Origin of the sequence: Antribacter gilvus (assembly GCF_003946865.1) — a bacterium.
Classification (GTDB): domain Bacteria; phylum Actinomycetota; class Actinomycetes; order Actinomycetales; family Cellulomonadaceae; genus Antribacter; species Antribacter gilvus.
Map to the genome: position 1 here is coordinate 379,305 of NZ_QXTH01000004.1, position 24,809 is coordinate 404,113.

The 24,809-nt window shown below is 73.5% G+C and carries 23 protein-coding genes and 2 riboswitches; of the genes, 15 read left to right on the forward strand and 8 right to left on the reverse strand.

The features are described 5' to 3' along the window. The first annotated feature begins 25 nt into the window (after nt 1-25). The 6 genes from D1350_RS09445 (at nt 26) to D1350_RS09470 (ending at nt 7,217) form a co-directional block, all read left to right on the forward strand. Entirely contained in the window at nt 26-1,426 is a 1,401-nt protein-coding gene (locus D1350_RS09445) for a lactate/malate family dehydrogenase (RefSeq protein ID WP_125775720.1), read from the forward strand. Nucleotides 1,427-1,480: 54 nt separating this feature from the next. Further along, nucleotides 1,481-1,585, forward strand: a riboswitch (glycine riboswitch). Between the two features lie 221 nt (nt 1,586-1,806). Further along, nucleotides 1,807-4,788: an aminomethyl-transferring glycine dehydrogenase gene (gene gcvP, locus D1350_RS09450; protein ID WP_125775721.1), complete on the forward strand. Its 2,982-nt coding sequence runs from the start codon at nt 1,807-1,809 to the stop codon at nt 4,786-4,788. 29 nt (nt 4,789-4,817) lie between these two features. Beyond that, nucleotides 4,818-5,948 (forward strand): glycine cleavage system aminomethyltransferase GcvT, encoded by a 1,131-nt coding sequence (gene gcvT / locus D1350_RS09455; protein ID WP_125775722.1) that lies wholly within the window; start codon nt 4,818-4,820, stop codon nt 5,946-5,948. 22 nt (nt 5,949-5,970) lie between these two features. Then, nucleotides 5,971-6,342, forward strand: coding sequence for a glycine cleavage system protein GcvH (gene gcvH, locus D1350_RS09460; protein ID WP_125775723.1), 372 nt, complete (start codon nt 5,971-5,973; stop codon nt 6,340-6,342). 138 nt (nt 6,343-6,480) lie between these two features. Next, on the forward strand, nt 6,481-6,702 hold the full coding sequence (locus D1350_RS09465; protein ID WP_125775724.1) for a helix-turn-helix domain-containing protein: 222 nt from the start codon (nt 6,481-6,483) through the stop codon (nt 6,700-6,702). Nucleotides 6,703-6,797: 95 nt separating this feature from the next. Then, nucleotides 6,798-7,217: a (deoxy)nucleoside triphosphate pyrophosphohydrolase gene (locus tag D1350_RS09470; RefSeq protein ID WP_125775725.1), complete on the forward strand. Its 420-nt coding sequence runs from the start codon at nt 6,798-6,800 to the stop codon at nt 7,215-7,217. Nucleotides 7,218-7,253: 36 nt separating this feature from the next. Here D1350_RS09470 and D1350_RS09475 read toward each other — a convergent pair whose 3' ends face one another. Next, on the reverse strand, nt 7,254-8,075 hold the full coding sequence (locus D1350_RS09475; protein WP_164545102.1) for a 2-phosphosulfolactate phosphatase: 822 nt from the start codon (nt 8,073-8,075) through the stop codon (nt 7,254-7,256). Between the two features lie 216 nt (nt 8,076-8,291). Next, a complete protein-coding gene (locus D1350_RS09480; RefSeq protein ID WP_125775727.1) occupies nt 8,292-9,671 on the reverse strand; it encodes an MFS transporter in 1,380 nt (459 codons plus the stop codon). 86 nt (nt 9,672-9,757) lie between these two features. Between D1350_RS09480 and D1350_RS09485 the strand changes: the two genes are divergently transcribed. From D1350_RS09485 to D1350_RS09500, 4 genes are all read left to right on the forward strand, one after another. Next, nucleotides 9,758-9,976 carry a hypothetical protein gene (locus D1350_RS09485; RefSeq protein ID WP_125775728.1) on the forward strand — a complete coding sequence of 73 codons (219 nt, stop codon included), beginning with the start codon at nt 9,758-9,760 and terminating at the stop codon, nt 9,974-9,976. A 134-nt stretch (nt 9,977-10,110) separates the two neighbouring features. After that, nucleotides 10,111-11,370, forward strand: coding sequence for an extracellular solute-binding protein (locus D1350_RS09490; protein WP_240643994.1), 1,260 nt, complete (start codon nt 10,111-10,113; stop codon nt 11,368-11,370). 7 nt (nt 11,371-11,377) lie between these two features. After that, the gene (locus D1350_RS09495; RefSeq protein WP_125775729.1) at nt 11,378-12,253 is read left to right on the forward strand and encodes a carbohydrate ABC transporter permease; all 876 of its coding nucleotides are present in this window, start codon (nt 11,378-11,380) and stop codon (nt 12,251-12,253) included. Between the two features lie 9 nt (nt 12,254-12,262). Then, on the forward strand, nt 12,263-13,183 hold the full coding sequence (locus tag D1350_RS09500) for a carbohydrate ABC transporter permease (RefSeq protein ID WP_125775792.1): 921 nt from the start codon (nt 12,263-12,265) through the stop codon (nt 13,181-13,183). A gap of 84 nt (nt 13,184-13,267) precedes the next feature. Here D1350_RS09500 and D1350_RS09505 read toward each other — a convergent pair whose 3' ends face one another. From D1350_RS09505 to D1350_RS09515, 3 genes are all read right to left on the reverse strand, one after another. Continuing rightward, complete coding sequence (locus D1350_RS09505; protein WP_240643996.1) at nt 13,268-14,497, reverse strand: golvesin C-terminal-like domain-containing protein; 1,230 nt, start codon at nt 14,495-14,497, stop codon at nt 13,268-13,270. A gap of 172 nt (nt 14,498-14,669) precedes the next feature. Beyond that, complete coding sequence (locus tag D1350_RS09510) at nt 14,670-15,119, reverse strand: Hsp20/alpha crystallin family protein (RefSeq protein WP_125775731.1); 450 nt, start codon at nt 15,117-15,119, stop codon at nt 14,670-14,672. 180 nt (nt 15,120-15,299) lie between these two features. Then, nucleotides 15,300-16,241 (reverse strand): methylenetetrahydrofolate reductase, encoded by a 942-nt coding sequence (locus D1350_RS09515; protein WP_125775732.1) that lies wholly within the window; start codon nt 16,239-16,241, stop codon nt 15,300-15,302. A gap of 5 nt (nt 16,242-16,246) precedes the next feature. Then, a riboswitch (SAM riboswitch) is annotated at nt 16,247-16,349 on the reverse strand. A 124-nt stretch (nt 16,350-16,473) separates the two neighbouring features. Here D1350_RS09515 and D1350_RS09520 point away from each other — a divergent pair. Genes D1350_RS09520 through D1350_RS09530 form a run of 3 tightly spaced genes read left to right on the forward strand, consistent with a single transcriptional unit; the run spans nt 16,474 to nt 19,552 of the window. Then, entirely contained in the window at nt 16,474-17,994 is a 1,521-nt protein-coding gene (locus D1350_RS09520; RefSeq protein ID WP_125775733.1) for a hypothetical protein, read from the forward strand. After that, complete coding sequence (locus D1350_RS09525) at nt 17,991-19,229, forward strand: molybdopterin-dependent oxidoreductase (protein ID WP_170180914.1); 1,239 nt, start codon at nt 17,991-17,993, stop codon at nt 19,227-19,229. The genes D1350_RS09520 and D1350_RS09525 overlap by 4 nt, the downstream gene beginning before the upstream one ends. After that, nucleotides 19,226-19,552, forward strand: a complete 327-nt coding sequence (locus D1350_RS09530) for a hypothetical protein (RefSeq protein ID WP_125775734.1) — start codon at nt 19,226-19,228, stop codon at nt 19,550-19,552. The genes D1350_RS09525 and D1350_RS09530 overlap by 4 nt, the downstream gene beginning before the upstream one ends. Nucleotides 19,553-19,574: 22 nt before the next feature. Here the strand turns inward: D1350_RS09530 and D1350_RS09535 are convergent, their stop codons facing one another. Both D1350_RS09535 and D1350_RS24405 read right to left on the reverse strand, forming a co-directional pair. Further along, complete coding sequence (locus D1350_RS09535; RefSeq protein ID WP_125775735.1) at nt 19,575-20,237, reverse strand: class I SAM-dependent methyltransferase; 663 nt, start codon at nt 20,235-20,237, stop codon at nt 19,575-19,577. Continuing rightward, nucleotides 20,234-21,676 carry a DUF2064 domain-containing protein gene (locus D1350_RS24405; RefSeq protein ID WP_125775736.1) on the reverse strand — a complete coding sequence of 481 codons (1,443 nt, stop codon included), beginning with the start codon at nt 21,674-21,676 and terminating at the stop codon, nt 20,234-20,236. Before D1350_RS24405 ends, D1350_RS09535 begins: the two co-directional genes overlap by 4 nt. A gap of 130 nt (nt 21,677-21,806) precedes the next feature. On the opposite strand from D1350_RS24405, the gene D1350_RS09545 reads away from it, so the two are divergent. After that, on the forward strand, nt 21,807-22,586 hold the full coding sequence (locus tag D1350_RS09545; protein ID WP_125775737.1) for a response regulator transcription factor: 780 nt from the start codon (nt 21,807-21,809) through the stop codon (nt 22,584-22,586). Continuing rightward, complete coding sequence (locus tag D1350_RS09550; RefSeq protein ID WP_125775738.1) at nt 22,583-23,695, forward strand: sensor histidine kinase; 1,113 nt, start codon at nt 22,583-22,585, stop codon at nt 23,693-23,695. The genes D1350_RS09545 and D1350_RS09550 overlap by 4 nt, the downstream gene beginning before the upstream one ends. Here D1350_RS09550 and D1350_RS09555 read toward each other — a convergent pair. Further along, the gene (locus D1350_RS09555) at nt 23,685-24,740 is read right to left on the reverse strand and encodes an NAD-dependent epimerase/dehydratase family protein (protein WP_125775739.1); all 1,056 of its coding nucleotides are present in this window, start codon (nt 24,738-24,740) and stop codon (nt 23,685-23,687) included. The genes D1350_RS09550 and D1350_RS09555 overlap by 11 nt on opposite strands. Between the last annotated feature and the right edge of the window lie 69 nt (nt 24,741-24,809).

The following is a 24,809-nucleotide window of genomic DNA, read 5'->3' on the forward strand; positions in this document are numbered from 1 at the left end:
CCAGAGCCCGACGTACGCTCGGGGCATGGATGTCGCGGTGCTCGGAGCAACAGGGGACGTAGGTCGGCAGGTCTGTACCCAGCTCATCGCGAACGGGGTGCTGTCCCCGACCTCGCGGCTGCAGCTGGTCGGCCGTCGCGACGGGGCGAGCGGGAGCGCGGTCCACGGCCTGCGCACCGACCTGGTCGACGCCTTCGACGAGCGTGCCCCGCTCCTCGACGTGGCGCTCTCGCCGGAGGACGTGGTGGCCGACGTCGTCGTGGTCGCCGCGGGCGCGACCGCCCCCGCCCGGGTAGGCGCCAGCATGGACCGGGCCCGGCTCGCCGCAGACAACCTTGCCGGCTTCACCGCGTATGCCGAGGCGCTCGCCCGGCACGGCTCGGGGCACGAGGTCGTGATCGTGGTGTCCAACCCGGTCGAGCTGGGTGTGGCCGTGTTCGCGGAGGCGCTGGGCAGGCACCGGGTGATCGGTATGGGCGCCTGGCTCGACACCCTGCGGTTCCGGCGCGAGGTCGCGCTGTCGCTCGGCGTGCGGCGCCACCGGGTGTCGGGCTTCGCGGGCGGCTTTCACGGCCTGAGCGCCGTCCCCCTCTGGTCGACGGTGCGGATCGCCGGGCTGGACGAGGCGGAGCGGCGGACGGCGGTGGCGGCGCTCCGCCGAGGCCGCACCCTGGACACGTTCGCCCAGGAGGTGTTGACGGCGGTGGAACGGCTCAACGCCGTCGCCGCGCGCGACATGAGCGAGGCCTTCGCCGAGGTCGACCTCCTCCCGCCGGACCTGCGCATGGTCGCCCGCCCCACCATGACCCACCAGAGCGGCGCCAAGACGCCTGCGGGGACGGCGGGCGCCACCGTCGACCTGGTGCGCACCCTCCTCGACGGGCGGGAGATCGTCGTAGCCGGGCAGGTCGCGCTCGAGCGCGAGGTCCTGCTGTCCGACGGCGCCGCGCTGCCGGGCCGGGTGCAGGGTGTCCCGGTGGTCCTGGGCCCGGAGGGCTGGACGCAGGTGCTCCTCGACCCGCTGGAGCCGGACGAGGAGCGGCTGCTCGCCGCCTCCGGCCGCGGGATCGACGCGATGCTCGCGTCGCTGCTGCCCGGGACTCCCACGGCTCCCGGGACTCCCGCGAAGGTGGCGCCCGGGATGCCGGCCCGGGCGGTCGAGAGCGTCCCGGCGTCGGCCCCGGAGACCTGGGAGGTCGACATCGAGGTGGTCGGTGCTGACCAGGTCGGCATCGTCGCCACGCTCACCGCGGTGTTCGCGACGCGCGGGGTCGCCGTCGACTCTGTCGCGACGCAGGAGCACGCCGGCCGCCTGGGCACCGTGGCCCTGGCATTCCGCGCGGGTGAGCGGCGGGCACGTTCCCTCGTCCGCACGCTGGAGCGGCTGGCGATGGTGAGCAAGGTCGTGGTGCACCGGACGAGGTGACTGTCTCGGCGGGGGGTGCGCCCGGCTAGGATGTGCCCACAACTTCATGCCGCCAGAACCGCGACGGGAGAGTCCGGCCGCGCCCCACGGGGCAGGGCCGGCGCCGAAGGAGCAAGACCTCCCCGGGAATCTCTCAGGCCCACGTACCGTCATGGCGAGGCAACTCTGGAAAGCGGCCCCCGCACGCGCAGCGCGCCGGGGCCCACCGACGGTGCAAGCCGGCGCGTCCCGTCCTCCTCACGGAGCACCCGACGGACCGGCAAAACTCTCAGGTCGACGTGGTGCCCGCAGGCGGGCACAGTGTCCGAAGACAGAGCGGGGAGGGCTTCGTACCCGACCCCGCCGTCTCGGACCTCGTTCCGGAGAGCCAGGAGCCCGTCGTGACCCAGTACAACCCCGACGTCTTCGCCGACCGTCATCTCGGCCCGCGCGGGCGCGAGGTCCGCACCATGCTCGACCAGCTGGGCTACGACTCGCTCGACGCCCTCGTCGACGCGGCGGTGCCGAAGACCATCCGTTCCGACCGCCCCCTGAACCTCCCGGCTGCCCGCAGCGAGGCGGAGGTGCTGGCCCACCTGCGCGACGTGGCGGGCAAGAACGTCGTGAAGCGGCAGATGATCGGCCTCGGCTACTACGGCACGCACACCCCGCCCGTGATCCGGCGCAACGTCCTCGAGTCCCCCGCCTGGTACACGGCGTACACGCCGTACCAGCCGGAGATCTCGCAGGGTCGCCTGGAGGCGCTCCTCAACTTCCAGACCGCTGTCGAGGACCTCACGGGCCTCGAGATCGCGAACGCCTCGCTCCTCGACGAGGCGACCGCCGTCGCCGAGGCCGTCGCCCTCATGTGGCGCGTCTCCCGCGCGGCGGAGGGCTACGTCGTCCTCGACGCCGACCTCTTCCCCCAGTCGCTCGCCGTGGCGCGCGGCCGCGCGGAGGCCATCGGCCTCCCGGTCGTGGTCGCGGACCTCTCCCAGGGCCTCGCCCAGGCCCTGGCCATGGTGTCCGACGCCGGTGCGTTGCCTCCCGGCACCATGGTCGGCCTGGTCGTGCAGCAGGCGGGCGCCTCGGGCCGCGTCCTGGACGCGCGCGGCGTCGTCGCCGAGGCCAAGGCCGCAGGCGCGCTCGTCACGGTCGCGACCGACCTGCTCGCCCTCACGCTCCTCACCTCACCCGGCGAGCTCGGTGCCGACGTCTCGGTGGGCTCCGCCCAGCGCTTCGGCGTCCCCCTCTTCTACGGCGGACCGCACGCCGCCTACATGGCCGTGAAGAAGGGGCTGGAGCGCCAGCTCCCCGGCCGCCTGGTGGGCGTCTCCGTGGACGTCGACGGAGCCGCGGGGTACCGCCTCGCCCTCGCCACCCGCGAGCAGCACATCCGCCGCGAGAAGGCCACGTCCAACATCTGCACGGCGCAGGCCCTCCTGGCGATCGTGGCGAGCATGTACGCGGTCTATCACGGCCCGGAGGGCCTGAAGGCGATCGCGAACCGGGTCCACACCCACGCGGCATCCCTCGCGGACGGCCTGAAAGCGGCGGGGATCGACGTCGAGCACGAGATCTTCTTCGACACGATCCGCGCAGAGGTCCCGGGCAAGGCAGCGGACCTGGTGAAGGCAGCGGCGAACGTGGGCTACAACCTCTACGCCCCGGACGAGAACCACCTCCAAATCAGCTGCGACGAGACCACCACCGAGCACGACGTGGAAACAGTCCTCACGACCCTCACCACCACCTGGCACGGTGCGACGCCGCAGGAAGCGGGGAGGGCGGGCGATGTCGGCTCGACGCCGTCAAGCCGTAGCGGAGCGTCCGCGCGAGGAACGAGCCGGGCGCGTGAGCGAGGCGGCGAGCCGACATTGCCCGCCCTCCCCGCGGAGATAACCCGGACGACGGAATACCTCCAGCACCCCATCTTCCACACCCACCGCAGCGAGACCAGCATGCTCCGCTACCTCCGCACGCTGAGCGACAAGGACCTCGCCCTCGACCGCACGATGATCCCCCTCGGCTCCTGCACCATGAAGCTCAACGCCACCGCCGAGATGGAGGCCATCTCCTGGCCCGGCTTCGCCGACATCCACCCCTTCGCGCCCGCGGACCAGACCCAGGGCTACGCCGAGCTCATCAGCAGCCTCGAGGCCCAGCTCGCCGAGATCACCGGCTACGCGGCCGTGTCCGTGCAGCCCAACGCCGGGTCGCAGGGCGAGTTCGCCGGCCTGCTCGCCATCAAGGCGTACCACGCGTCGCGCGGCGAGGCCGGCCGCGACCTCGTCCTCATCCCGGCGTCGGCGCACGGCACCAACGCGGCGTCGGCGGCGCTCGCGGGGCTGCGCGTCGTGGTGGTCGCCACGGCCGACGACGGCGAGGTGCTCCTGGACGACCTGCGCGCCAAGCTGGAACAGCACGGGCCTCAGGTGGCGGGCATCATGATCACCTACCCGTCCACGCACGGCGTCTACGAGGAGCACGTGCGCGAGGTCTGCGACCTGGTGCACGGGGCCGGCGGCCAGGTCTACATCGACGGCGCCAACCTCAACGCCCTCGTGGGGCTGGCCCGGCCGGGCGAGTTCGGCGGCGACGTGTCGCACCTCAACCTGCACAAGACGTTCTGCATCCCGCACGGCGGCGGCGGTCCCGGCGTCGGCCCGGTGGCCGTGGCGGAGCACCTGGTGCCGTTCCTGCCGGGCGACCCCACGCCGGGTGCCGCGCACGGCGAGACCGTGCCCCCGGTGTCCGCGACCCGCTTCGGGAGCGCCGGGATCCTGCCGATCTCGTACGCGTACGTGGCCCTCATGGGCGGCGACGGCCTGACCGAGGCGACCAAGGCCGCGGTGCTCACCGCGAACTACGTCGCGTCGCGGCTGGCGGACCACTTCCCCACGCTCTACACCGGTCCGGGCGGGCTCGTGGCGCACGAGTGCATCCTCGACCTGCGGCAGATCACCGCGCAGACGGGCGTGACCGCCGAGGACGTGGCCAAGCGCCTCATCGACTACGGGTTCCACGCGCCCACGCTGTCGTTCCCGGTGGCCGGCACGCTCATGGTGGAGCCCACGGAGTCGGAGGACCTGGCCGAGCTGGACCGGTTCGTCGACGCCATGATCGCGATCCGGGGCGAGATCGACGCCGTCGCTGCGGGGACGTGGCCGGTCGAGGGCTCTCCCCTGCGGAACTCGCCGCACACCGCCACGTCCGTCACCTCGGACGCCTGGGACAAGCCGTACTCCCGCGAGGTCGCCGCCTTCCCGGTCCGGGGCCTGCGTGCCGCGAAGTACTGGCCGCCCGTGCGCCGGATCGACGGCGCCAAGGGCGACCGCAACCTCGTCTGCTCCTGCCCGCCGGTCGAGGCGTTCGCCGAGTGACGATCCCTGCAGACGAGAGAGAGCCGACGATGGACAAGAAGACCCCGCTCCATGACGAGCACGAGGCGCTCGGTGCGTCGCTGACCGGGTTCGGCGGCTGGCTCATGCCGCTGCGCTACACCAGCGACCTCGCCGAGCACCGTGCGGTGCGCGCGGCCGCCGGCCTGTTCGACCTGTCCCACATGGGCGAGATCTGGGTCCGCGGCACAGGCGCCGCGGCCGCCCTCGACCACGCCCTCGTGGGGTCGGCCGCGGCGATCGCCGTGGGCCGGGCCAAGTACTCGATGATCTGCGCCGAGGACGGCGCCGTCCTCGACGACCTCATCGTCTACCGGACCGGCGACGCGGAGTTCCTCGTCGTGGCGAACGCGGGCAACGCGCCGCTCGTCGCGAGCGAGCTCGCGGAGCGGTCCGCCGGGTTCGACGCGGTCGTCGAGGACCGCTCCGACGAGACGGCCCTGATCGCCGTCCAGGGCCCGCAGGCGGAGGACATCGTGGCCGGCCTGGTCGCGGGCGACGACGTCGCGACGGTGCGCTCGATGAAGTACTACGCGGCGTCGCCCGTCACGCTCACGCTGGCCGACGGCGGCACGGTGACCGCCCTCGCGGCCCGCACCGGGTACACCGGCGAGGACGGCTTCGAGCTGTTCGTGCCGTCGTCGTCCGCCGTGGCGCTCTGGCGCACGCTGCTCGCCGCGGGCGAGCCGCTCGGGCTGGTGCCCGCGGGCCTGTCCGCGCGCGACTCGCTGCGCCTGGAGGCGGGCATGCCGCTCTACGGGCACGAGCTCGACACGACCACGACGCCCTACGAGGCCGGCCTCGGCCGCGTGGTCCGCCTGGACAAGGTCGGCGACTTCGTGGGCCGGGCGGCGCTCGAGTCGCGCCGGCACTCGGCGCCGTCGCGCGTGCTCGTGGGCCTGCGCGGGCTCGGCAAGCGCCCCGCGCGTGCGGGGTACCCCGTCGTCGCCCCGGGCTCCGGCAGGCCTGTCGGGACCGTCACGTCCGGGGCGCCGTCGCCCACGCTCGGCTACCCCGTGGCCATGGCGTACGTGACGCCCGAGCTGTCCGCGGAGGGCACCGAGGTCGGCGTGGACGTGCGCGGGCGCACCGAACCGTTCGTCGTCGTGCCGCTGCCGTTCTACCGTCGTCCCCAGCACTGAACCCCTGAAACGAGGAGCCATCATGGCCGAGTTCCCCGCAGCCCTGCGCTACACCGTCGAGCACGAGTGGGTCGACACGTCGAGCCCCGCGGTCGTGGGCGTCACGTCCGTCGCCGCCGAGGCGCTCGGCGACGTCGTCTACCTGGAGCTGCCTGCCGTGGGCGCCTCCGTCGAGGCCGGCACGGTCATCGGCGAGATCGAGTCCACGAAGTCGGTCTCGGAGCTGTACTCGCCGGTGTCGGGCACCGTCGTCGAGGTCAACCAGGCAGCGATCGACGACCCCGCCGTCGTCAACGCCGACCCGTTCGGTGCCGGCTGGCTCTTCAAGGTCGAGGTCAGCTCGGAGGGCCAGCTGCTCACCGCCGAGGAGTACGGCCAGCACACCGGCCACTGACGGAACGTCAGCACAAGTTCTGACCTGCACAGAAGTTTTCCGTAGATCGCGTCATGAACGGGATCTACGTCACTCCTACCTCATAGCAGCAACCATTCGGCCGGACCCCAGTCCCGGCCGCTGCAGAGGAGGAGCCCCATGAGTGCCATCGAGCTGAACCCGGTCTTTCCCACGCTCACGCGTCGGGAGCAGGTCGTGCTGTCGAACCTCACCGAGGACGTGACCCTCGAGCAGATCGCCAACCGCCTGTTCGTGACGCGTAACACGGTGAAGTCCCAGGTCCGCAGCGTCTACAAGAAGCTCGGGGTCTCCACCCGGGCCGAGGCGGTCGCGATGGCGCGTCGGATGGGACTCTACTGAGCAGCCCGGAGCGCAGCATCTCGGACGGCACCCGCGACGCCCTGTCGCCGGGTGCCGTCGTCGCGTCCGGGGCATCCCGGTGGCAGACTCACGGGATGCACCAACGACGCCTCGTGGTCGCGGCCGCGATCGTGGACGACCTCGCGAGGCCGACGCGGCTCCTGGGCGCACGTCGCGCGCGTCCCGTCGAGATCGCCGGCAGGTGGGAGTTCCCGGGCGGCAAGGTGGACGACGGCGAGTCGCCCACCCAGGCGCTGCACCGCGAGCTCCGCGAGGAGCTGGGCGTCCGCGTCGAAATGGGGGACGAGCTCCCGGGCCCCGACGACGGTGGCTGGGTCATCACGGACCGGCACGTGATGCGGCTCTGGTTCGCGCGCGTGACCGACGGCGACCCGCTCCCGCTCGTGGAGCACGACGAGCTGCGGTGGCTGTCACCGGACGGGCTCGCCGACGTCGACTGGTTGGACGGCGACCTGCCGATCGTGAAGGCGATCGAGCGCCACCTCGTCCCGTAGGGCGCGGGTCTGGCGGGTCTGGACCTGCTGGGATCGTCAGGCCGGGACGGCCTGGCGGGCGGCGCGGGCGACCGCGATGCGGTGGCCCAGCGGCACGAACGCGCCGTCCACGAGCACCGGGACCACGTCGGTGGAGTCCACGTCGGACGCGATCGTCACGTCGTCCACGAAGCCCGTCTCGATGAGCTCGCGGCCGCTGCCGGCGCCCCCGATGGTGTCCGCCGCGTCGTTGGTGCCGCGCCACAGGGTCACGGCCGCGGCCGTCTCGGGGGAGAGGCGCGTGACGTCGTCGTCCATCATGTCGGCGAGACGGGCCGCGATGGCGCCCGCCGCGAGGTTGTCCTCGAGGGCGGGACGCAGGGTGTCGTCCGGCCAGCGCTCGCCCGCGGGGACGAGGACCACGTCGTGCGCGTCGTTCGCAGCGAGGTGCGCCGCGGCGAGCCCGGCGACCGCCGTCGCGTTGCGCAGGCAGCCCACGATGACCAGGGCGCCCCGGCTGGCGATCGTGTGGCAGATCGTCGACGGGTTGGGTGCGGGGAGCACCAGGCGCTCCGCGTCGAGGTCCATGAGCGACGCGGGCGAGATGCTGAGTCCCTGCTCCCAGCGCGGTCCCGCCAGGGCCGCACGCATGGTGCGGGCGAGACGGGCCGCCCCGGCCGGGTCGTGGTACGGGAACGGGTAGACGCCCGAGCCCTGCTCACAGGCCACCGTCACCGACGTGGAGAACGACAGGACGTCGATCACGACCACCAGCGACGACCGTGCGCCGGTCGCGGTGAGGGCGAGGGCGCCGGAGAGTCCCCAGTCCGTGCGGACGCGGGCGGGACGCTGGTCGAAGGCAGAGGTGGCAGTGCTCACGAACGGATGGTAGTGACTTCTTGGGGCAACCTGTTTCGCTGAGGGCGAACAGGGAGGCATTCGCCGGTGAAGATTTGATAACGGAACCTTGAAATGCGCCGGATGTCCCGACTAGTCCCACGGCCGGGCCCGGCCGTGGGGACCGGAGGAAGATCACCTACCGAAGGCCCCGAGGCGATCGCTGGTCGGGTGGGGCTCGACTACCTGCAGTGGGACTCAGACCCCGACGGGTACCCGCCGTCGCTCGTGCTCGGTCTCGTCCCGCAGCTCGTCCGCGAGGGCGTCGGCCTCTGCCTGGGCGAGGGGAGCGTCGGGTGAGCCGGCCACGGGAGGCGTGGCCGGGACGTCGTCGGGCAGCGCGGGCCGCGCCGTGCCGACCGGCCGTACATGTCCTGCCAGGACGAGGCTCACCACCATCGCGGCGCAGATGACGAGCAGCGCGTGCCGGACGCCGACCCCGTCGGCGAGCAGGCCGAGCAGCGGTGGTGCGGAGAGCTGGGCGATCGAGGAGAACGACGTCGCGACGGAGACGCGTGCGGCGGCGTGGATCGGCTCGTCCGAGGCCGCGGCCACGGCCACAGGGCTCCCGAGCGCAGACCCCATGCCCCAGAGGAGGATCCCGGCCCAGGCCCAGCGGAGGTCGGGCGCGAGGCCGAACAGCGCCAGCCCGACGAGGCCCGACACGCTCGAGACGCGCAGCACCGCGACACGGCCGAAGCGGTCGAGGAGGCGGGTGCCGCCCAGCCGCACCACGGTCATCGCGGCCACGAAGCTGCCGTACGCGGCGGCGCCGACCGCCTCGCGCACGGCGAATCCGTCCACCATCGCGATGGCGAGCCAGTTGCCCGCAGAGCCCTCCGAGAGCGACCCGGCGAGGAGGACGAGACCGATGAGCAGCGTGCGCGGCTCGCGCCACGCGCGCAGGGCGGTGCGCAGCCCGGCGCCGCGGCGAGGGCTGGGCTCCGCGGTGCCGGGCCGGCCGCTGCGGGCGGAGAGCGCCGTGGCGGGTCCGACGAGGAACACACGGGCGACGGTCACGAGGACGGCCACGATCACCACCTGCACGGACACGTGCACGTCGGCCGCAGCGAAACCGGCGGCCACCAGCGCACCCGCCCCCGCGCCGATCGAGAACGCCGCGTGGAAGTGCGGCAGGATGGCGCGGCCCAGGCGTTGCTCCACGAGAGCGGCGGAGAGGTTGATCGGGGTGTTCGTCAGAGCGCCGCAGATGCCGTTCAGCAGCACGCCGCCGAGGAACAGCGGCACGCTGCCGAGGGCTGTGCCCGCGGCCAGGAGCGAGAACCCGGCGGCGTTGCCGGCGGTCGCGGCCACGAGCGTGGCCCGGTTGCCGAAGCGGGTGATGATGGCCCCGGCCGTGGTCACGGCGGCGAGTGCACCGACCGCTCCGACGATGAGGAACACGCCCAGCTCGGCGGACGAGACGCCGAGGCTCTCGCGGATGGACGGGAGTCGGCTCATCCAGCTGATCTGGATCATGCCGAACAGGACGAAGAGCGCCATGAGGGTCTGGCGGGCGCGGGAGACTCGGGGATCAACGGGCAGAGCGGTGCCGCGGTTCGGCAGGGGGGAAGGCATCGAATCGATTCTATGGACCGGGCTCCGTGAGTTTCCAGGGGTTCGGCGGGTGATGCGTGCCACGGCCTCCGCGCTACGGTTGGGCCATGAGCAACTTCGAGGTGGCCCGCCGCGAGAAGCAGGAGCCGACGCCGGTCCTGCTCGTCCGCGTCATCCTGTGTTTCGTCCTGTTCACCGCCGGCCTTCTGCTGATCGGCATCGGCGCTTCCCGGGACGTGGCCGTAGGCCCGTACCTGTTCGTGGGCGGGATCGTGGCCGTGGCGCTGGCCTTCGGCCTGCCCATGGTCGGCGCGCGGGAGCGCTGAGCCGGGCGCCTGGATCGCGCTTTCCCCTTTGTGCGAGGTCTTGACCGGAGTGTCGCGGTGCACGAGCATCGTGCTTTCAGTAGAAAGTACGTATCGGGCACAAATTCGTCAGCACCAGGCGACAAGGGGTACACGTGCGGCACACCGGGCGCGACACCAGGCGCGCCGGCGCGATCATCGCGATCACGCTGGCTACCACGACAGGACTGACCGCCTGCGGTTTCGGCGGCGGCACCGACGACGGGGGCGGTGACGGAGGGACCACCCTCGACCTGCTCGTCCCCAGCTACTCCGACGCGACCCAGGGCCTCTGGGAGGACGTGATCGCCGGGTTCGAGGCGGAGAACCCGGAGGTCGCCGTCAACCTCCAGGTCGAGTCGTGGGACAACCTCGAGAGCGTCATCGCCACCAAGATCCAGGGTGGCCAGGCCCCCGACATCTACAACGGCGGCCCGTTCGCCGGGTTCGCGGCCGACGAACTGCTGTACCCGGTCGAGGACGTCACCTCGGACGAGACCTACGCCGACTTCCAGGACAGCTTCCTGACCAACGCGCAGGTGGATGGCGTGACCTACGGGCTGCCCTTCATCGCCTCCGCGCGGGCACTCTTCGTCAACGACGCGCTCCTCGAGCAGGCCGGCGCCGAGGTCCCGACCACGTGGGACGAGCTGGTCGAGTCCGCGAAGAAGGTGTCCGCTCTCGGCGGCGGCGTGGCCGGCTACGGCATGCCGCTCGGCTCCGAGGAGGCACAGGCCGAGGCGGCCGTCTGGCTCTGGGGCGGCGGCGGCACGTTCGGTGACGCCGAGGAGATCACCATCGACACCCCGGAGAACCTCGCGGGCGCCGAGTTCATCCAGCGGATGGTCACGGAGGGTGCCACGCAGGCCGACGCCGGCTCCACCGACCGCACGCCGCTGCTCGACATCTTCGTGCAGGGCAAGATCGGCATGCAGGTGGGCCTGCCGCCGACCGTGGGGCAGATCGCGGAGAACAACCCCGCGCTCGAGTACTCGGTGCACCCGATCCCCACCCAGGACGGCAGCCCGTTCACCCTCGGCGTGGCCGACCACCTCATGGCGTTCCAGAACGACGGCGACAAGCAGGAGGCCATCGCCGCGTTCTTCGACTACTTCTACGCCGCCGACGTGTACGTGCCGTGGGTCCAGGCCGAGGGCTTCCTGCCCACCACGAAGACGGGCTCCGACGCGCTCGGCGACGAGGAGGCGCTGGCGCCGTTCCTCGAGGTGCTGCCCGACGCGCAGTTCTACCCCAACGCCAACCCGAAGTGGTCCGCTGCGGACTCCGCGTTCAAGGCGCTCTTCGGCCAGCTCGCCACCGGCAAGCCCGCCGCTGACGTGCTCGCGGAGATCCAGGCCCAGGTCGACGCAGGCTGACGGCGACATGCGGGCGTTCCTCCGGGCACTGCCCTGGATCGGACCCGCGCTGGCCCTGATCGTCCTCGTGGTGCTGTTCCCGATCGGTCTCATGATCGGGAACAGCACCCGGGACATCAGCCAGAGCGGCATCGACCGGGGCGGGGTCGGCCTCGCGAACTATGCCGAGGTCTTCGCGTTCCCGTACTTCTGGCCGATCGTCGGGCGCACGCTGGTGTGGGTCGTGGTGGTGGTCGGGCTCACCGTGGTGATCTCGCTCGCTCTCGCCCAGCTCCTCGACAAGGCGTTCCCGGGGCGGCGGTTCGTCCGCATGGCCGTGGTGGTGCCGTGGGCCGCGAGCGTCGTGATGACCACCCTGGTGGTGCACTACGGCCTCGAGCCGTACTTCGGCATCATCAACGCGTTCCTCGTCGACGTCGGGCTCATCGACCGGCCGGAGGGCTTCGGCTGGACACGTAACCCCGGCACCGCGTTCGCCTGGGCGATCGTCGTGGCGGTCTTCGTCTCGCTGCCGTTCACCACCTACACCATCCTCGCCGGGCTGCAGACGGTGCCCGGCGACACCGTCGAGGCCGCGCGCATCGACGGCGCCGGACCGGTGCGCGCCTACTTCGGCGTGATCCTGCCCCAGCTCCGCAGCGCGCTCGCGGTCGCCGTGCTGATCAACATCATCAACGTCTTCAACTCGCTGCCGATCCTCCGCGTCATGACGGGGTCGATCCCCGGCTACGACGCGGACACCGTGATGACGATGATCTTCAAGTACCTGCAGAACCAGCACCGGATCGACCTGGCCAGCGCGCTGTCCGTCGTCGCCTTCGTGCTGGTCGTCGTGATCGTCGGCGTCTACCTGCGGGTCGTGCGCCCGCTCGAGGAGGTCTAGGTGGCTGTCATGACCGAGGCGACCGGTCCGCCGTCGGGCAGCGTGCCGTCGGGCAGCGTGCCCGTCCGGGCCGCCCGCACGCGGCGCTACACCGAGGACCAGGTGCCGCTGGGCGCGGTCGTGCTGCGCACGACCGCGGGGCTCGCGGTGCTCGTCGTCTTCCTCCTGCCGTACCTGATCATGTTCTTCGGCTCGGTGAAGACGAAGGCGCAGATCCGGTCCGTCGACCCCACGTACTTCCCGGTGGAGTGGCACTGGGAGAACTACCTCGACATGTGGTCCACGCCCGAGACGCCGCTGGTGCAGAACCTGGTCTCCACGCTCGTGATCTCGGTGTGCGCCACGCTCCTCGTGCTCGCGGTGGCGCTGCCCGCCGCGTACTACACGGCGAGGTTCCGCTTCCCGGGCCGGTACATCTTCCTGTTCCTCGTCATCGTCACGCAGATGATGCAGCCGGCTGTGCTGACGTCGGGCCTGTTCCGGGAGTTCCTCGCCGTGGGCCTGCTCGACACCTGGGCCGCGATGATCCTGGTGAACGCCGCGTTCAACCTGTCGTTCGCGGTGTGGATCATGCACAGCTTCTTCGCGGGGATCCCCAAGGAGGTCGACGAGGCGGCCCAGCTCGACGGTGCCGGGACGTTCACCGTGCTCACGCGGATCAACCTGCCCCTGGTGTGGCCGGGGGTCGTGACGGCGATCGTGTTCACGTTCGTCGCGTCGTGGAACGAGTTCGCGGCGTCCCTCGTGCTGCTGTCCACGGCGGGCAACCAGCCGCTGTCCGTGGCGCTCACCAAGTTCGTGGGCCAGTACGAGACCTCGTGGCACTACGTGTTCGGCGTGTCCGTGGTGGCGATCGTGCCGGTGGTCCTGCTGTTCCTCGCCATCGAGAAGCGCCTGGTGGGCGGCCTGACGGCGGGCTCGCTGAAGTAGGGCGCTCGCCCCACCCGAGCTGTCAGAAGCTCTCCGGTGTATAGACCGGAGAGCTTCGGACAACCCGGGGGGCGGGGGCGTGAGTCAGACCCGGGTGATGCGGACGGCGTCGGCGATCACGTAGTCCGTGCCGGAGGTCCACCGGCTGACCGCCACCACCTGTCGCGACCCCGCCGTCATGGCGTAGGTGCCCAGCGAGAGCCAGGCACCGCCGCCGGTGGACTGGTCCACGCGAACGGTCGAGGTGCCGCTGCCGGTGTTGATGACGAACGGCGTCGACGCGTTGTAGCCCGCGACGCCCGGGAACCACGCCTCGACGCGGTAGCGGGCGGCCGACGGGATCGTGGCCGTGTAGGTGGCGAGGTCGCTGGCTTCCGCCGGAGTCGCGTACCGGTAGTTCGCGCCGTACCGCTCGCCCGAGTACGTGGACGTGAGCCAGCTGGTTCCCGCGGCGAAACCGGCCGACGAGTTGTCGATGGTCACCGACCACGCGGTCCCGGCGAGGGCGGCCGCGACCTCGGTCCGGAGCTGCGGGAGCAGCGCGTAGAACGCCTCGCCAGGGCACTCGGTGGCGGTGAAGTCGCGGTGGCCGTAGATCCGCGACGGCGCGATGCCGTACTGCTGGCAGATGTAGGCGCAGAGCTGGACCAGGCGGTTCCAGAGCGCGGCGGGAGGTGTCGCGTTCGTGTAGGTGCCCTGGTTCTCGATGCCGATCGCCTTGTCGTTCTGGCCCGGGGCGTGGGCGCCGACGACCATGCCGTTGCTGTTCTGCAGCCGGGACAGCGATCCGCGACGGCCCTCCATGACGTATCCCCCGCGACTGACCGTGAGGTGCTGGCCGGTGTCGACCCAGCCGTTCGCGAAGTGCCACTGCTGGATGTCGCGGGCGATCTGGTAGCCCGCAGCCTGCGAGTAGTCGGTCACGTTCCCCGACGCAGTGTGGTGGATCAGGATCTTGTCCGGGTCCGTGCTGACCGTCGAGATGGTGCCGCGCGGGGCGGCGGCCCCCCAGGTCGGGCAGCTCGCGATGGTCGGGGCAGCGACCAGGATTCCCGGGGCGGGGGCCGTGGCGTCGAGCGCAGCCCGGGCGCCGGGGTCGACGACGGGCTGGGCCAGGGCCGGGTCGGCGGCCGGGTTCGCGGCAGGGTCGGCGGCCGGGGCGGCCGTCGGGCCGACAGCCTCGTCGGCGGCTGCCGATCCGGCGCCGACGACGGCGGAGAGCACGCCGGTGGACGAGCCGATGCCGAGCACGACTGCCCCGCGCAGCAGGTCACGGCGGTTCAGGGCGTGGTCGTGGGTGGGGTGGGTAGACACACAGGCCTCCGGTGGTCGTGTGGGACGGGAGATGGTGCTCCGAAGAGGTACCACTTTCACCCACGTCATGACCATGCCTAGGGAAAGAATTCCCCAAGAAGTAACAGTCCGGACATCCTGGACACGCAGACCCGCCGCTGTGGGTTACCCACAGCGGCGGGCGGGCTGGGGATCAGGCCTCGATCGTCTGCTGTCCGCTGCTCTGCTCGATCGGGGTCGCCATGCCGGAGTGAGAGACCTCGACCTTGCGGGGCTTGGCCTCCTCGCTCACGGGAATCGTCAGCGACAGCACGCCGTCGGCATAGGACGCCGAGATCTTGTCGAGAGCCAGACCGTGGCCCACCGTCAGCTGGCGGGCATAGGTGCCGGCCGGGCGCTCACGCACCAGCCACTGCACGTCCTCGCCGGAGCGAGCCGTCCGCTCGGCCCGGACCGTCAGGGTGCGGTCCTCCACGGACACGTCGATCGTGCCCGGGTCCACCCCCGGAAGGTCGAGCGCGAGCACGTAGTGGTCACCGGCGCGGAAGAGGTCCATCGGCATCGCCGCGGAATCTCGTGTCGTCGTCGCCAGGGAGTTGAACAGCCTGTCCATCTCCTGGAAGGGGTCCCACCGCGTAGCCATCGCACATCACCTCCTACGACGACTCGGTCCCGGCCCTTCCGGGACCGTCGCGAATCGGCGGCGGGGCTGCGATCCCGCCGCCCGGCTACACCTCAAGAATTAGCACTCCCTCGGGCCGAGTGCCAAGATGCGGTGTGTTCGCTCTGAGCGAACACACCCACCGGGGCGCGAAACCCCAGGTCAGGCTGCCGCCCGGGTGAGGAGGCCCACCCCGGAGAGCAGGTCGAGCGCCGGGCGGTGCTTGTTGAAGGTGTACACGTGCAGCCCGGGCGCGTCCGCGTCCAGCACCTCCTGGGCCAGCCGCACCGAACGCTCGATGCCGTGGGCGTGCTGCGCCTCTGCGTCGTCCAGGGCGTCCAGCTCCCGCAGCAGCTCGGGCGGCGGAACCACACCCGTGAGCTCCTCGACGCGCCGCAGCCGTCGCGGCTCCGTGGTGGGCAGGATGCCCGCCAGGATGGGGAGGGTGACGCCGGCCGCGCGGGCGTCCGTGACGAACTCCGCGTACGACGACGCCCTGTAGAACAGCTGCGTGATGGCGAAGCTCGCCCCCGCCTCCTGCTTCTCGAGGAGACGCGCCACCTCCTGCTCCCGCGTGGTGCCCGCGCCGGGGTTCCCGTCGGTGAACGTGGCGACCGCGACGGTGAGCGGCCGGGCGGCGCTGCGAAGGGCCGTGCCCGGGTCCGCGGCACAGCGCGCCGCCTCGACCTCACGGAGCAGGCGCACCAGCTCGATGCTCGAGTGCACGCCGTCGGCCGGGGGCCGCCAGTCGGGCTGGTCGCGCGGAGGGTCGCCCCGCAGCGCGAGGAACGACCGGACGCCGGCCTCGAGGAAGTCGTCGATGACCTCCGACACGTCCTCACGGGACGCCCCCACGCAGGTGAGGTGGGCGACGGGAAGGACGGGTGTTCCCGTCAGCAGCTTCGACACCACCTGCCGCGCCGTCTGCCGGTCGCTCCCGCCGGCGCCGTAGGTGACGGACACGAAATCCGGTCGTGCGGCGACGAGCTGCCGCGCCGTCTCCCAGAAGTTCGGGGCGGCGTCGGGCCGACGCGGCGGCATGAGCTCGAACGACACCGTGGGGCGCCGGCCGGATGACGATTGTGCGGATGCCTCTGTGACCATGAGTCTCTCCATCGGACCTGGCGTTAGCACCTTTGTCCTCGGGAGGCTTCCGTCGGCGGGTTGCTGCGGTGTCGACGAGCCAGGACTCTCGACCGCTCTGGATGGCTGCTCTCCAGGATACGCATGACCGCCCTGTGAGCCAGGGGTGGTCCACGTGGCGGACAGGGCGCCGTCAGGGTTCCGTCAGGTCCCCAGCCGCCTCGACGACCCGCCCTGCTGGCACTGTGGACGCATGAGAGCAGAGGTCCGGGCCGTGGTGGTGTGGCTCGTCGCGATCCCGCTGCTTGCCGGGTGGGCGGTGCTGCTCCGCCTGCGCGGGGAAGCGGTGCTGCTCACGGGCGCCGAGCCGTTCGTGGGGCACTGGTCTTTCGGCGTCGGACTGGGCACCGTGGTGGCCGTCGCGCTCCTCGTCGCCGTGGTCCGGTTCGGGCCTGACGTGGCAGCCCGCCTGCCCTGGCGAGGGCTGCTCCTCGGGTCGTGGGTCGCCACCACCGCCTGGGCGACGGCCCTCGGCGCGTCCGTGCGCTGGTCCGACCTCGTCGCGCCCACGACCAGCAGGCACGAGTACCTGCCGGTCGTCCCTCTCGCCGCCGCCGACCCCGCCGCGTTCTGGTCCGGGTTCACCGGCGACCTCCTCGACTACCCGATCCACGTCAAGGGCCACCCGCCCGGGCTGGTCCTCCTGCTCGCGGGTCTCGACCGGATCGGTCTCGGCGGTCCCGGCTGGGCCACCGCCCTGTTCGTCCTCGCCGGGGCCGCCGTGGTCCCGGCCGTGCTGATCACCGTCCGGCGGCTCTCGGGCACGGAGGACATCGCCCGGCGGGCCGCGCCTGCCCTGGTGCTCGCGCCGGCGGCGCTGTGGGTCGCCACCTCGGCGGACGCGTTCTTCGCGGGGGTCCTGGCCTGGGGTGTCGCGCTTGTGGCGGTGGCCTCCACCTCGCCGCCCGACGACGGCGCCGCGCCCCCCGGCCCCGCAGCCTCAGCGGCCACTGGGGCCGCAGCGGCCGCTCGGGCTGGGCGGGCGAGCGGGACCGCCACGCGGGTCGGGACGGCCACGCGGGTCGGGAGGGCCGCGCCGGACGGGACTCCAGCGCGGGTCGGGACCGCCACGCGGGTCGGGACCGCCACGCGGGTCGTGGCCGCCGTCGGCGCCGGGCTGCTGCTCGCTGCCTGCCCGTTCCTGTCGTACGGGCTGCTGCACATGGGCGCGCTCGCGCTCGTCGTCCCGGTGGTCACGCGCCGCGTGTGGCCGACGGTCGTCGCCGGGCTGGTGGTGGTCGGCGGCGCCGTGGCGGGCGGGCTCGCCGGGTTCTGGCTCTGGGACGGCATCGCGGCCACCCAGGTGGCCTGGGCTGCGGGGGCCGGCACGGGCCGGCCCTACCTGTACTTCCTGCTGGTCGACCTTGTGGTGCTCGGCGCGCTGATCGGGCCCGCGGGGATCGGCGGGCTGGCGGGTCTGCGCCGGCTGCCCGTGCCGGTCCGGTGGGTGGTTCTGGTGGCGGCCGGCGCTGCCGTCGCCGGGGCCCTGATCGGGTTCGAGCGCGGCGAGGTCGAGCGGATCTGGCTGCCGGTCGCCTACTGGGTGACGGTGGCGGCGGCCGCCGTCGTCCCTGGTGCTGGCCCCGGTGGTGGCCCCGGTGGTGGCGCCGGTGGTGGCGCCGACCCCGCAGCCGGTCGCGCCCGCCGCGGCTGGCTCTGGGCCCAGGGCGGCGCGGCGATCCTGCTCGAGACCCTGCTGAGGACGCCGTGGTGAGCGCGGCCCGCCGGATCCTCGACCGGGTGCCGCGCCCCGAGGACTTCACCTCCGCGGTCCACGACGAGCGCGTCGTCGCGCGGGTGGGCGTCTGGTTCGGCGCCGCGATCGTGATCCTGTTCGTGACCGGCCTGGTCTCGCACCTGCACCAGAACCCGGTGTGGTGGCTCCCCTTCGGCCCGGAGCCGGCCTGGGCCTACCGGGTCACGCAAGGCCTGCACGTCGCGGCCGGGTTCGCCTGCGTGCCACTGCTCCTCGCGAAGCTCTACGCCGTCTACCCCCGGCTCTTCGTCCGGCCCGTCGTCACCGGGTGGCGGCACGGGCTCGAGCGGGCCTCGGTGGGGCTCCTCGTCGCGGCCACCGTGTTCCAGGTGGTCACGGGTGTGCTGAACGTGTTCCAGCTCTACGTGTTCGGCTTCGGGTTCACCCGCGTGCACTACGCCACGTCCTGGATCGTGTTCGGGGCGGTGCTCGTCCACGTCGGCGTCCAGCTGCCCGCGGTGGTGCGCGGCCTGGCCTCGGGCGGGGACCTCTCGGGGTCCGGCGTTCGGGGAGGCCACGCTGTGCCCCGAGGCGGCACGGTGCCGCAAGGCGGCGCGGACGACGTCGGGCCGCGGGGGAGCGACGAGGCGCAGACCACGCGGCGCGGGTTCCTCGGAGCCGTCGCCGTGGCGACGCTCACGCTGACCGCGCTGACGCTCGGCCAGACGTGGCGGCCCCTGCGGCCCGTCGCGCTGCTCGCCCCGCGCGACCCCGAGGCAGGGCCGCAGGGCCTGGCCGTCAACAAGACCGCGCGGGGCGCGGGCGTGGTCGAGGCGGCCACCGACCCGGGATGGGCGCTCGAGCTCGTGGGGCCGGGCGGCGCCGTGCGTCTCTCCCGCGACGACCTGCTCGCGCTCGACCAGCACGAGGCCGTCCTGCCCATCGCGTGCGTCGAGGGCTGGAGCGCGACCGCGCGCTGGGGCGGGGTTCGCGTCCGCGACCTCGCGGCGCTCGCGGGCGGCCGCCCCGACGACCCGGTGCACGTCCAGAGCCTCCAGGCCCGCGGCTCGTACCGGGAGTCCGACCTGCCGGGCGCGTACGTCGCCCACGAGGACACGCTGCTCGCCCTCCGGCTCGACGGTGAGGACCTCGCACTGGACCACGGGTTCCCTGCACGGATCATCGCGCCGAACCGGCCCGGCGTGCTCCAGACGAAGTGGGTCGCGCGGCTCGTGGTCGGGGGTGCGGCGTGAACGGGGGTGAGGTCGCGGGTGGCGGCGTCCCGGGCTGGGTCCGCGTCACGCTCGTCACGGCCGGTCTGGTCGTGCTCGCGTTCGGCGCCTGGACGGCGCTCACCTGGGTGCCGGCCCGGTGGTGGGCGCCGTGGGCGCTCTGGCTCGCGGGCGGCGTCGCGGTGCACGACGGCGTCCTCGCCCCCCTGATCGTCGTCCTCGGCTGGGTGGTGCTCGGCCGGGTGCGGAGCCCCCGCCTCCGGGAGGTTCTGCGCGGGATCGTGCTGGTGCTCGGCACTCTCGCGCTCGTCGCTCTCGTGGCGGTGTGGGCCGGCGCTCGCTGACGGAGCTGCTCGCTGACTCCCGTCAGAGGGGGGCGCGGAGGCAGAGGAGCGTCCGCCCGCCCAGGGTCCACTCCTCCGTCACCGTGAGGCCTTCGCGGGTGGCGAGCCGGCGCAGCACGCGGGAGCCGGCCCGTGCCCAGGGCATGGGGTGAGAGCGGCGGCCGTCGGCGGCGTGGAGCACGAGAGGACCGGACTCGTCCGCTTCCGGGTCCGCGTCCGCCTCGACGACGAGCAGCCCGCCGGGCCGCGCGAGCCCCCGGGACCGCGCGAGGAGGCTCTGCGGCGAACCGCCGATGCCGATGTTCCCGTCCGCGAGCAGCACGGTCCCCCACCGGCCCTCACCGGGGAGCGGGCCCTCGACGGGCCGCCGCAGCGCCACCGCTCCGCGCGCCCGCGCCTGCCGGACGGCCGCACGGGACACGTCGATCCCCAGCGCGGGGACCCCGCGAGCCGCCAGCGCGGCGGCGAACCGGCCGGGCCCGCAGCCGACGTCGAGCACGGGCGGCTCGCAGCGCGCCAGCACCGCCTCGTCCACAGGGTCCTGCTCGGCCGTCCACGCGGCGACGTCCACCGGGTGGCTGCGGGACGAGTGCACGGCGAGCACCGGCAGCCCCGCCAGCGCAGCCTCGAAGAGCACGAGCGGGTTGACCGGCCCGGGCTCCCGGGCGGAGGGCACGGCGGTCACGCGCGACCACCAGGTCGGCGGACGGGGGGTCGATGTGCGCGCGAGACTGCTTCCAGGTCGCTCTCCGGCCGCTGAGACGCGCCTGGAAGCAGTCTCGCGCGTTCACGTCCCGCGACCTGGGCCCAGGCCTCCGCGAAGCGGGACCCGGGGACGAGCGCCGCGACGTCGGCTGCGTCCTCCACGGTGTCGACGTCGCGCAACGGCGGCAGGATGCGGACCCGTAGCCCGGCGTCGTGCAGGCGGGCGAGCTGGGCGTCCCCGGTCCCCGGGGTCGACATCGGCACCCCGTGGAAGAGCGTGGCGTCAGGAGTGCGGAGGCCGACGCACCAGTAGCCGCCGTCGGGCGTACGACCCAGGACGGCGTCGTGGCCCGCGAAGTCGATGGCACGCAGCGCCGGCCCGAGCTGCGGCGTGTCCATCCCGACCAGCACCGCCGGCCCGGGGAAGCCGCCCGACCCGAGCGCGTCGTCGAACGCCGCGGCGATCCTGCGGTCCAGCCCGCCCGGCACCTGCGGCAGCACCGCGAACCCCTCCGGCAGCCAGGGTCCGGCGGAACCGTCCAGCACCAGGACCCGGCGCTCGGGGGCGGCCTCGGCGACGGCATCGAGCGTGTCGGTGAGCGCGGCCCGGGCCAGGTCGGCCGCCTCGTCGGCCGTCAGTGCGCCGACCAGCCGCGTCTTGACCCGCCCCGGCATCGGCTCCTTGGCCAGCACGAGGACGGTCCGGGCGGGCTCGACGGGTCCCTCGTGACCGATCACGCCGGGCTTGGGCAGGGCCCGGGGCGCCGCCAGCACCGTCGACATGTCCCGGACCGCCCGCCACGCGCCGAGCGGCGTCCCGGTGACCTTCGACCGCCCCTGCCGGCGGTAGTACGGGACGTCCACCTCGGCGACGAGCCACCCGCGGTCGGCGGCGGCGACCAGAGTCTCCAGGGGGTAGCCGCTCCGCCGGTCGCGCAGGCCGAGACCGAGGAGAGCCTCCCGGCGGCCGGCACGCATCGGGCCGAGGTCGCGGATCTTCAGGCCCGTGCGACGGCGCACCCGGCGGGCGAGCTCCACGTTCGCGAGCCGCAGGTGCCACGGCCAGGCGCCGGGCTCGGGACGGCGCCGGCCGAGCACGAGGTCCGCCTCCCCGCTGACCACCGGCCCGGTGACGAGGGGCAGGTCGAGGGGGTCGAGGGTGGCGTCGGCGTCACAGAACGCGACCACGTCCGCCGTCGCCGCCTCGAGTCCCGCGGCGCACGCCGCCCCGTACCCGCGCCGTGCCTCCCGCACCACGAGCGCCCCGTGGGCGGCGGCGACCTCGGGCGACCCGTCGGTGGACCCGTTGTCCACCACGACCGCGCGCATCCCGGGCGGCAGGCGCGGCAGCAGCCACGCGAGCCCGTCAGCCTCGTCGAGGCACGGCAGGATCACGTCCACGAGCGCGCGGTCAGGCATGCTTCGACGCTACGGATTCCGGCGCCCGCTCGACACAGGGGCGCACCTGACGGCTCCCTGACGGCACCGGCCGCGAGCCCCGATCACGCGGCGGGCGAGGTCCCCCTCGTCGCCGCACTAGGGTGCAGACATGACCACGAAGGTTCTCGTCGTGGACGACGACGTCCTGGTCGCCACGAGCGTCGCAGCGCACCTGTCGGCGTCCGGCCACGAGGCGCGGGCCGCCACCGACGCGGCCGAGGCCGACCGCACCTGGCGCGACTGGGTGCCCGACGCCGTCGTGCTCGACGTACGCCTGCCCGGCGGCTCCGGCCTGGAGATGCTCGCGCGGCACCGCCGCGAGGGTGACGCGACACCCGTGGTGCTGCTGTCCGGGCTCGGCTCGGTGGACGACCGGATCCTCGGCCTGGAGACCGGTGCCGACGACTACGTCACCAAGCCCTTCGACGCCCGCGAGCTCGTGCTGCGGGTCGAGGCCCTGCTGCGGCGCGGCACGTTCGACGTGGAGCCACCGCCCACCCGCCTGGACCTGGGCGAGCTCGTGGTCGACGGCGCCGCCCGTACCGCCACGTACCGCGGCCGCACGGTGGAGCTCACCCCCCGCGAGTTCGCGCTCCTGCACTTCCTCGCCCTGCAGCCCGGCCGACCGTTCAGCCGCGGCGAGCTGCTGCGCCGGGTCTGGGGCTGGAGCTTCGGCGACGACTCGACCGTGATGGTGCACGTGCGCCGCCTGCGCCGGAAGCTCGAGGACGACCCCGCGGACCCCCGGCTCGTCGTCAACCTGCGCGGTGCGGGCTACGCCCTGGTCCTCCCGGCCGGGGCCACGGCAACCCCCACCCCGGCCGCCACCACCCGGCCCCCGGTCACCACCCCGGCCACCTCCGCGCACCGGACGGGGGACCCCTCGTGACCGACGTCCAGTTCATGGTCCTCGTGACGGCCGCCTGCGCCGTCGCGGTGGGCCTCGTAGGGTTCGTCGCGGTGCGCTGGGCGCGCCGCGTCTCGCTCGTCCTCGCCCTCGTGCTGGCGGCGCTCGTCCCGTTCGCGGCGGTGGTGGCGGCGCTCGCGGTGAACGTGTCGGCGATGTTCCTCTCCCCGCACGACGCCTTCGTGGTGCGCCTGGTGCTCGGTACGGCGTCGGTCCTGGCGGTCGCCCTGGCGCTGGCGCTCGGCCGCACGGTCGCGCGCGAGGTCCAGCTCCTGGTGGACGGTGCGCGCAGGCTGGCCCAGGGTTCGGAGGCGCCCGCTCCGACGTCGGCCCCCGCCACCGCCGAGCTCGCGCAGGTCGTGGCCGAGCTGGAGACCACGCGGGAGCGGCTGGCGCAGGCCCGGGACGCCGAGCGGCGCGCGCAGGACGCTCGCCGGGAGATCGTCGGGTTCGTGAGCCACGACCTGCTCTCGCCGCTGGCGGGGATCCGGGCGGCGACGGACGGCCTGCGGGCCGGGGTCTTCGACGAGCCCACCACGGCCCTGGACGGGATCGCGGCAGCGGTGGACCGGATGTCGCGCATGATCGCGGACCTCGGCGAGCTCTCCCGCTCGGACGCCCCGCCCGTGCGTCCTGAGGCCCGGCGGGTCGACGTCGGCGACGTGCTCCGCGGAGTCCTCGCCCACGCGACCCCGGCCGCGGCTGAGAGCGGTGTGACCGTGGAGGCGCGGATCGAGGACGAGGTCACCGTCCAGGGCGACCCCGGCGAGCTCGGCCGGGTGCTGGACAACCTGGTCTCGAACGCGATCCGGTCCAGCGGCCGCGGCGGCTGGGTCCTGGTGGGTGTCGCCCGGGCCGACGGCGCCGCGCGTGTCACCGTGCAGGACACCTGCGGCGGCATCCCCGACGAGGACGTGCCGCACCTGTTCCGCCCCGGCTACCAGGGCGCGGGCGCGCGCGCCGCGCCGGGCGAGGCCGGTCTCGGCCTGGCGTACGTGGACCGGGTCGTGGACGAGCACGGGGGCCGCGTGGCCGTGTCGAGCACGGACGGCGGCTGCAACGTGGAGGTCCGGCTCCCCGTCACGGAGTAGCCGCGCCGAGCGTCGCCAGGCCCTCCCGCAGTCCCACGCGGGCTCGCCAGCCCAGCGCGGCGGCCGCGGCGGCGCTCGACGCGGTCACGTGCCGCACGTCGCCGAGCCGGAACTGCCCGGTCACCACGGGCTCCGGCCCGTCGAGCAGCCCGGACGTCACCCGCGCCATCTCGCCCACCGTCGTCACCACGCCGGAGCCGACGTTGAGCGGGGTCACCACCCCCGCACCCAGGGGCCGCTCCACGGCGGCACGGATCGCGTCCGCGACATCGGACACGTGCACGAAGTCCCGCCGCTGCTGCCCGTCCTCGAACACCCGCGGCGCCTCTCCGCGCAGCACAGCCGACCGGAACAGCGCCGCCACCCCCGCGTACGGGGTGTCGCGCGGCATGCCGGGACCGTAGACGTTGTGGAAGCGCAGGGCCGTGGCCGTCGCGCCGGTCTCCCGCGCCCACGCGGCGAGCAGCGCCTCGCCGTGCGCCTTCGTCGCCGCGTACACGTTGCGCGGGTCGAGCGGGGCGTCCTCGCCGACCAGCCCTGGCTCCAGCGGCGCCCCGCACACCGGGCAGGGCGGCTCGAACCGCCCGGCCGCGAGATCCTCCGCCCGGCGCGGGGGCGGCGCCACGCGCCCGTGCTCCGGGCAGTCGTACCGGCCCTCGCCGTAGACCACCATCGAGCTCGCGTACACGACGTGCCCCACCCGCCCGGCCGCGGCCTGCAGCAGCACCGCCGTCCCCAGGTCGTTCGACGAGACGTAGTCCGCCAGGTCGCCCAGGTCCACGCCGAGCCCCACCTTCGCCGCCAGGTGCACGACGACGTCGCAGCCGGCCAGGGCGGCGGCCGTCGCCTCGGCGTCGCGCACGTCCGCGACGACCAGGCCCGCGGGGTGCACCCGGGCGAGGAGACGGCGTCGGGCGCCCTCGACGTCGGAGTGCACGTCCTCGCGGAGCGAGTCCAGGACGACCACCTCGTGGCCCGCCCCGGTGAGGGCCGCGAGGGCCGCCGTGCCGATGAAACCGGCGCCGCCGGTGAGCAGGATGCGCATGCCCCCAGCATCGCCGGACCGGCCCGCCCGTGGCGGGCGGCGCACCTGACCGGTGCCTGACGGTGCGGG